This is a genomic window from Streptomyces sp. NPDC019224, assembly GCF_040632605.1.
Classification (GTDB): Bacteria; Actinomycetota; Actinomycetes; order Streptomycetales; family Streptomycetaceae; genus Streptomyces.
Window position 1 is genome coordinate 65,558 of record NZ_JBEYCF010000039.1, and the last position, 8,326, is coordinate 73,883.

5 protein-coding genes are annotated in these 8,326 nt (G+C 70.6%); 1 reads left to right on the forward strand and 4 read right to left on the reverse strand.

The window, feature by feature from the left end; genetic code table 11:
- Positions 1 to 43: 43 nt before the first annotated feature.
- The gene (locus tag ABZ564_RS23155; protein WP_360859605.1) at positions 44 to 1,705 is read right to left on the reverse strand and encodes a hypothetical protein; all 1,662 of its coding nucleotides are present in this window, start codon (positions 1,703 to 1,705) and stop codon (positions 44 to 46) included.
- Between the two features lie 255 nt (positions 1,706 to 1,960).
- On the opposite strand from ABZ564_RS23155, the gene ABZ564_RS23160 reads away from it, so the two are divergent.
- Positions 1,961 to 3,265, forward strand: a complete 1,305-nt coding sequence (locus ABZ564_RS23160) for a phosphodiester glycosidase family protein (protein ID WP_360859608.1) — start codon at positions 1,961 to 1,963, stop codon at positions 3,263 to 3,265.
- A 98-nt stretch (positions 3,266 to 3,363) separates the two neighbouring features.
- Here ABZ564_RS23160 and ABZ564_RS23165 read toward each other — a convergent pair whose 3' ends face one another.
- The 3 genes from ABZ564_RS23165 to ABZ564_RS23175 all read right to left on the reverse strand — a co-directional run bounded on the left by ABZ564_RS23165 (position 3,364) and on the right by ABZ564_RS23175 (position 8,269).
- The gene (locus tag ABZ564_RS23165) at positions 3,364 to 5,496 is read right to left on the reverse strand and encodes a 3-hydroxyacyl-CoA dehydrogenase NAD-binding domain-containing protein (protein WP_360859611.1); all 2,133 of its coding nucleotides are present in this window, start codon (positions 5,494 to 5,496) and stop codon (positions 3,364 to 3,366) included.
- Entirely contained in the window at positions 5,493 to 6,719 is a 1,227-nt protein-coding gene (locus ABZ564_RS23170; RefSeq protein WP_360859614.1) for an acetyl-CoA C-acyltransferase, read from the reverse strand. The genes ABZ564_RS23165 and ABZ564_RS23170 overlap by 4 nt, the downstream gene beginning before the upstream one ends.
- A 275-nt stretch (positions 6,720 to 6,994) precedes the next feature.
- Positions 6,995 to 8,269: a ribonuclease D gene (locus ABZ564_RS23175; RefSeq protein ID WP_360859617.1), complete on the reverse strand. Its 1,275-nt coding sequence runs from the start codon at positions 8,267 to 8,269 to the stop codon at positions 6,995 to 6,997.
- Between the last annotated feature and the right edge of the window lie 57 nt (positions 8,270 to 8,326).

Here is an 8,326-nt window from a genome sequence, read left to right on the forward strand (position 1 = left end):
GGGCGTGAGAGGTTCTCCGCTCTCAATTCCCCCGCCCGTTCCCTCAGTCCAGCGTGATGCTTCCGGCGCCGGCCGAGAACAGGGAGCCGCCAGTGCTCAGCGAGATATAGACCTCGTACACGCCCGGTGCGGCCTTTTGCAGGTCGACCCCGTTGTACCCCGAGGTGGCGAAATAGGCGAAGTCGTAGTTCCCGAAATCGCCGCGCCGTACGTGCTTGCGAATCGCCGCTGTCTTGCGTGACATTCCGAGCCGGAACGAATGCGTGGTGCCCTGGCCCTGGAGCACCAGATAGTACTGGCCGTGCCCCCGGTCGCCCGCTTCGATTCCATGGACGAAGAGCGCACCCTCCACGTGGAGCGTCCGTTCCTTCAGCCATGACGATTCCAGCGAGAAAACCGTCTCCGGTGAGAACTGGCCGACAATGGGGCGGCGTATCAGCCGGACCTTCTTTCCGTCCCCGATCAGAACCGCCTCGTTCCCTCCGACCGGGCGCCTGATGTCGAAGGGGCGGCGAGCCACCAGAGCAGTTCGCCTGTCTATTCCCTCGGCCGGACTCGTCACCCGCACGGAGAGGTTGTACGTGCCGACCGGGAGGCCCTTCATGGAGATACCGGAAGGTGATTCCGGCTCGAAGCCCCCATGGGGGTAGTCGCAGGAGAACCGGTCGAAGTACTGGCTGTAGAGGTACTTGGCGTCCGTCGTGGCCAGGGGGTACTCGAAATGACGGCTCCCGCTCTCCATGATCAGACTCTTCGTCGTCATGGAATGCGAGTACGGAGATTCTCCGGGAATGAACGCGTCCCCGGAGAGAATGATGTTCGCTCCGCGGATGTCCTGCTTCTTCACCACGGCGGTCAGCGCGTCCGACGTCCGCAGCTCGTACAGGTAGGACTGCCGCTCCATCTCGTTGACCTGCTGCTTGCCGTTCTCCACGAACCCCAGCCGGGGGTCCGCCCCCTCGGTGAGAGCCGACAGTACGCCGGCGATGAGCGGCATGTTGTACCCGGACACCTCACCGTGCTGGCGCACCATCGGAGAATCCGTGCGGATGAAGTTGAAGTTCTCGCAGGCCCAGAACAGCTGAAGATGCGGATTGATCTCCGTTTCGTACTGCTCGTCGGCCTCGGAGGTGAACAGGTATATGTTGTGCCCCTGTCCGCCGCGCGCCTTGAGCATGTCGGGCACGGCGCCGTCGAGTACGTCCACGTTCTGCTGCGGCATCGATTCGCCCAGCATGTACTGACCGGTCACCGGCCTGTCGCGCACATAGCTGCCGATCAGGAACTGCGGCACCACGGTGACGATGTTCCGGTATCCGTACCGCAGGCCGTAATAGAGAGCCGCACTGCCGCCTTTCGAGACGCCGAGGAGGCTTACCCGGTCCCGGCCGAGACCGAGGCGGGCGAGCGTGCGCTCGATGAGACCGGCGACAGATTCCTCGATGCCGAAATCCATGTTCCGGCACATGTAGTAGCTGTAATGGCCGTCGAAGTCGTCCCGGATCCACAGGATATTGGCGCGCAGATCCATCAGAGATTTACCGGCGAAGTGATAACCGTTGGGCGCACCGAGCCCGGAGAACACCACGATCAGATGCCGGGCGTCCCCGTCGGCGGGCCGGAATCGGTACTCGACGGGGAAGGGGCCCGAGGTGTCCGTCTCGGTGACCACTCGGCGCCGGTCGGCGGCCGCGCGATTCGGCACGAGAGGAGGAAGTGCTGTGGTCATCGAGATAGCTGCCTGCTCTTGTGTGATTCCTGACACGGCCCCCGACGGAAGCCGTCCGAGTCTATCCGGCCCTCGCGCCGTCAGTCGAGCCCGAATTCATCACGAATGACCCCACCGGTGACGGGCGCGTTGTTGATAGCATCCGAACCGTCATATGACTGGTATCCAAGGCGAATCCCCGCGCGGTACCCGGACAGATCCTGTTCGTTGTCCGGGGCAGGGGAGTGGGACATGAACGGACGACGGGCTGCGCGGACACCTGCGCTCCTGCTCGCCCTCCTGACCGCCGCGTGCACCGCACAGACCGGCGCGGGCCCGGACACCCGTGACGCGCGGGCCCTCCGGCCGTCCGCCGGCAGCTCGCAGTCGGCGGAAGACCTTCCTGACGGCATCACATTCCGGCAGTCGGTGCGCAGGCTGGCGGACGGCAGCCCGGTCCGGGTCAGCGTGCTGGCCGTGGCACCGGACGCCCCCGTCGACGTACGGACCGGCCACGGCGGCGCGGTGGCGACGACCGATACGGTCCTCGGCCTCGCCCGCCGGGCCCACGCGGTCGCCGCTGTGAACGGCACCTACTTCGACACGGACTCCACGCGCTACAAGGGCGACCCGCTGGGCCTCTACGTCTCCGACGGCGCCCTCCTCAGCGAGGCCACCAACGGGCGTACCGCGCTGATCCTGCCGGGACGCGGGGAGCGGCCCCGGATCACCGAGCTGCGGTCCGCCACGTACGTCACCTCGTCCGACGGCGCCCGCGCTGTCGTGGACGGCACCGACCGGGTGCCGGGGCGGATCGTCGGCTGCGGAGGCGTGGGCGGGGACCGGCGCACCGACACCGGCGCGCGGACCGGGGACCCGCTGCCGGGACGCGTCTGCTTCGACCCGGACGAACTCGTCGACTTCCCCGCCCAGTGGGGCGTACCGACTCCGGGCGCCGAGCGGCACAGCGTCGAGGCGGTGCTGGACGCGACGGGCACGGTGACGGCCGTCCGCAGTCCCTCGGGCGGCACGGTTCCGGCGGGCGGGCGGAGCCTGGTGGGCATCGGTTCCGCGGCCGGCTGGCTCCGGGAGCACGCGAGGACGGGTCGCGCCCTCACCGTCGAGTCCCACGTGACGGACCCGGACGGCCGGGCGGTGGACACCTCCGGCGCTTCGATCGTCGGAGCCGGACCCGCGCTCGTGCGCCACGGCCGGACCTGGATCAACGCAGCCGCCAACGGGGTCTCCCGGGCGGCCGTCAGCAGCCGCTCGCCCCGCACGGTCGCCGGCATCCGGCCGGACGGCACCCTCCTGCTCGTCGTGTTCGACGGCCGTCGGCCGGGCGTCAGCGAGGGCGTCACCCTGACCGAGGCGGCCGGCATCCTGGTGTCCCTGGGCGCCGAGGACGCCATCAACCTCGACGGTGGCGGCTCCAGCACCATGGTGGTCCGGGACAAGGTCCGCAACAGCCCCTCGGACCCCGGCGACACGGACGAGGAGCGGCAGCGCAAGGTCTCCAACGCGCTCGTCGTCGTCCCACGGCGCATCGCACCCTGACAGCCCGGACACGGGAACGGGCCGTACGGGAAGGATCCCGTACGGCCCGCCCCGTCGGGCGAACGTCCTGCGCCGGAAACGCTCGCCGAGCGAACCCCCTACGCCGGAACGCTCGCCACGCCCGCCGCCAGGAACTTCTTGCCGTTCACGCGCTCCGAGACGCCCTCACGGTCCAGGTACGGCGTGATGCCGCCCAGGTGGAAGGGCCAGCCCGCGCCCGTGATGAGGCAGAGGTCGATGTCCTGGGCCTCGGCGACGACGCCCTCGTCCAGCATCAGGCCGATCTCCTGCGCCACCGCGTCCAGGACGCGGTCGCGGACCTGCTCCTCGGTCAGGACGGTGTCGCCCTGCTTGAGGAGGGCGGCGACCTCCGGGTCCAGCTCCGGCTTCCCGGAGTCGTAGACGTAGAAGCCGCGCTTGCCGGCCTTGACCACGGCCGCGAGGTTCTCGGAGACGGTGAAGCGCTCCGGGAAGGCGCGGTTCAGGGTCTCGGAGACGTGCAGGCCGATCGCCGGGCCGACCAGCTCCAGGAGCACCAGCGGGGACATCGGCAGGCCGAGCGGCTCGATCGCCTTCTCCGCGGTCCCGACCGGGGTGCCCTCGTCGATGACGTTCTGGATCTCGCCCATGAAGCGGGTGAGGATGCGGTTGACGACGAACGCCGGGGCGTCCTTCACCAGCACCGCGGTCTTCTTCAGCTTGCGGGCCACACCGAAGGCGGTGGCCAGCGAGGCGTCGTCGGTCTTCTCGCCGCGCACGATCTCCAGCAGCGGGAGGATCGCGACCGGGTTGAAGAAGTGGAAGCCGACGACCCGTTCCGGGTGCTGCAGCTTCGACGCCATCTCGGTGACCGAGAGGGACGAGGTGTTGGTGGCGAGGATGGCGTGCGCCGGGGCGACCGCCTCGACCTCCGCGAACACCTGCTGCTTGACGCCGATCTCCTCGAAGACCGCCTCGATGATGAAGTCGGCGTCGGAGAAGCCCTCCGCCTTGTCCAGCACACCGGAGACCAGGGCCTTCAGGCGGTTGGCCTTGTCCTGGTTGATCCGGCCCTTGCCGAGCAGCTTCTCGATCTCGGCGTGGACGTAGCCCACGCCCTTGTCGACGCGCTCCTGGTCGATGTCGGTCAGTACGACCGGCACCTCCAGGCGGCGCAGGAACAGCAGGGCGAGCTGGCTGGCCATCAGGCCCGCGCCCACCACGCCGACCTTGGTGACCGGGCGGGCCAGGTTCTTGTCCGGGGCGCCGGCCGGGCGCTTGGCGCGCTTCTGGACCAGGTTGAACGAGTAGATCCCGGAGCGCAGCTCGCCGCCCATGATCAGGTCCGCCAGGGCCTGGTCCTCGCGGTCGAAGCCGGCCGACAGGTCGCCGTCCTTGGCCGCGGCGATGATCTCCAGCGCGCGGTACGCGGCCGGGGCCGCGCCGTGCACCTTGGAGTCGGCGATGGCCCGGCCGCGCGCGACGGCCCGGTCCCAGGCCTCGCCGCGGTCGACGTCGGGGCGCTCGACCGTGACCGTGCCGTTGAGCACGTCGGCGGTCCACACCAGCGACCGCTCCAGGAAGTCCGCACCCTCGAACAGCGCGTCCGCGATGCCCAGCTCGAAGACCTGCCCGCCCTTGAGCTGGCGGTTCTGGTTCAGCGAGTTCTCGATGATCACCGAGACCGCGCGGTCGGCGCCGATCAGGTTCGGCAGCAGCGCGCAGCCGCCCCAGCCGGGCACCAGGCCGAGGAAGACCTCGGGCAGCGAGAAAGCGGGCACCGCCTTGGAGACGGTGCGGTAGGAGCAGTGCAGCCCGACCTCGACACCGCCGCCCATCGCCGCGCCGTTGTAGTACGCGAACGTGGGGACCGCGAGGCCGGAGAGCCGGCGGAAGACGTCGTGGCCGCCCTTGCCGATGGCCAGCGCGTCCTTGTGCTCCTTGAGCAGCTCGACGCCCTTGAGGTCGGCGCCGACCGCGAAGATGAACGGCTTGCCGGTGATGCCGACGCCGGTGATCGCGCCCTCGGCGGCCTCCTTCTCGACCTGGTCGATCGCGGCGTTGAGGTTCGCCAGCGACTGCGGCCCGAAGGTGGTCGGCTTGGTGTGGTCCAGGCCGTTGTCCAGCGTGATGAGGGCGAAGCGCCCCGCACCGGCCGGCAGGTCCAGGTGGCGCACGTGCGCCTGGGTGACGACCTCGCCCGGGAACAGCTCGGCCGCACCCTTCAGAAGCTCAGCGGTGGTGGTGCTCACTTGTCGCCTCCGGCGTTCTCGAAGTGCGGGTTCTCCCAGACGACCGTCGCGCCCATGCCGAAGCCGACGCACATGGTCGTCAGGCCGTAGCGGACCTCGGGCTGCTCCTCGAACTGGCGGGCCAGCTGCGTCATCAGCCGGACACCGGAGGAGGCCAGCGGGTGGCCGTAGGCGATCGCGCCGCCGTACTGGTTGACGCGGGCGTCGTCGTCGGCGATGCCGTAGTGCTCCAGGAACGCCAGCACCTGTACGGCGAACGCCTCGTTGATCTCGAAGAGACCGATGTCCGAGATGGACAGGCCGGCCTTGGCGAGGGCCTTCTCCGTGGCCGGGATCGGGCCGTAGCCCATGACCTCCGGCTCGACGCCCGCGAAGGCGTAGGAGACGAGACGCATCCTGACCGGGAGGCCCAGCTCGCGCGCGACGTCCTCGGCGGCGAGCAGGGAGGCGGTGGCGCCGTCGTTGAGCCCCGCGGCGTTACCGGCCGTGACGCGGCCGTGGGCGCGGAAGGGGGTCTTCAGGTTCGCCAGGGACTCCATGGTGGTGCCCGGCCGCATCGGCTCGTCGGCGGTGACCAGGCCCCAGCCCGTCTCACCGGCCTCCGGGTTCGTGCGGCGCACCGAGACGGGCACCAGGTCCTGCTGGATCCTGCCGTCGGCGTACGCCTTGGCGGCCTTCTCCTGCGAACGCACCGCGTACGCGTCGGCGCGCTCCTTGGTGATCGTCGGGTACCGGTCGTGCAGGTTCTCCGCGGTCATGCCCATGAAGAGGGCGGACTCGTCGACCAGCTTCTCCGACACGAACCGCGGGTTCGGGTCCACGCCCTCGCCCATCGGGTGACGGCCCATGTGCTCGACGCCACCGGCGACGACGACGTCGTACGCGCCGAAGGCGATGGAGCCGGCCGTGGAGGTGACGGCGGTCAGGGCGCCCGCGCACATGCGGTCGATGGAGTAACCGGGGACGGACTGCGGCAGCCCGGCCAGGATTCCGGCGGTGCGGCCGAGCGTGAGGCCCTGGTCGCCGATCTGCGTGGTCGCGGCGATGGCGACCTCGTCGATCTTCTTGGGGTCCAGGTCCGGGTTGCGGCGCAGCAGCTCCCGGATGGCCTTCACGACGAGATCGTCGGCGCGGGTCTCGTGGTAGATGCCCTTCGGGCCCGCCTTGCCGAACGGGGTGCGGACGCCGTCGACGAAGACGACGTCCCGGATGGTACGAGGCACGATGGCTCTCCTCCAGGGTGCGGGATGGCACTGCTGCGGGGCGCGCCGGGGCGCGCCGCTCCGGTCATGCTACTTGCGGGTAACCAGGCTGCCCACCCCCTGGGGCGGGAGCGGCGAAGGTCACACGCGGAAATTGCCCGGCGAAGGCCGCCCCGCACACGGCGAATGGCCCGTACGGACTCGTTCGCGAGTCCGTACGGGCCATTCGAGGTACCCCCGGAGCCGTGCCGAAGCTGGCGTGAATACGCCCCTCCGGCACACCCCTGGCCTCTGCGTTACGCGGGCTGCGTGAGCGCGCGGTACAGGAGCGGGGCCACCTGCTCGATCTGCCAGTGCCGCGCACCGTACCCGGCCAGCGCGGATTCCACCGTCTCCGGCGTCGGGTTCTTCGGCGGCTCCCAGCAGACCCGGCGCACGGTGTCCGGCGTGATCAGGTTCTCCTGCGGCAGGTGCAGCCGCTCCGCGAGCGCGGAGACCGCGGCGCGGGCCGCCGAGAGCCGGGCCGCCGCGGCCGGGTCCTTGTCGGCCCAGGCGCGCGGCGGCGGCGGACCGGCGAGGGCCTGGCCGGGCTGCGGCAGCTCCGTGTCGGGCAGCGCCTTGGCCCGGTCGACGGCGGCCTGCCACTGCTCCAGCTGGCGCCGGCCCATGCGCGGGCCGAAGCCGGGCAGGGCCATCAGGGCGTGCGCGTTGGGCGGCAGCGCGAGCGCGGCCTCGACGATCGCCGCGTCGCCGAGCACCTTGCCGGGCGAGACGTCCCGCCGCCGGGCGATCTGGTCGCGGGTGTTCCACAGCTCCCGTACCACCGCCATCTGCCGGCGGCGGCGGACCTTGTGCATCCCGGAGGTGCGGCGCCACGGGTCCTGGCGCGGGGGAGCGGGCGGCGCCGCGGCGATGGCGGCGAACTCCTCCCGGGCCCATTCCAGCTTGCCCTGCCGGTCGAGCTCGTCCTCCAGGGCGTCGCGCAGGTCGATGAGGAGCTCGACGTCGAGCGCCGCGTAGCGCAGCCAGGGTTCGGGCAGCGGGCGGGTGGACCAGTCGACGGCGGAGTGGCCCTTCTCCAGCGAGTAGCCGAGGACACTCTCGACCATCGCGCCGAGGCCGACCCGCGGGAAGCCGGCCAGTCGCCCGGCCAGCTCGGTATCGAAGAGTCCGGTCGGAGTCATCCCTATCTCCCGCAGACAGGGCAGGTCCTGCGTCGCCGCGTGCAGGATCCACTCGGTGCCGCGCAGGGCCTCGCCCAGCCCGGACAGGTCGGGGCAGCCGACGGGGTCGACGAGCGCGCTGCCCGCCCCCTCGCGCCGCAGCTGTACGAGGTAGGCGCGCTGGCCGTAGCGGTAGCCGGACGCCCGCTCGGCGTCCACGGCCACCGGGCCCGAGCCCGCGGCGAATGCGGCGATCACCCCGGCCAGGGCGTCGTCGGACGCCACCACTGGCGGAATGCCCTCGCGCGGTTCGAGCAAGGGGATCGGCGCCGGGGCGACGTCGTCCGGGGGAGCGCCCCCGGTGGTTCGCAGTGATGTGTCTGCTGCGGTCTCTTGGGCGTCGGTCACGTGTCAAGGGTATCTGTGTGTGCGCGGCGGCTGCCGACGGAACGTTCCGTCGGCAGC

Excerpts from the sequence above, each read along its gene's own strand:
- ABZ564_RS23160 (WP_360859608.1), top strand. The coding sequence starts at position 1,961 with ATGAACGGACGACGGGCTGCGCGGACACCTGCGCTCCTGCTCGCCCTC.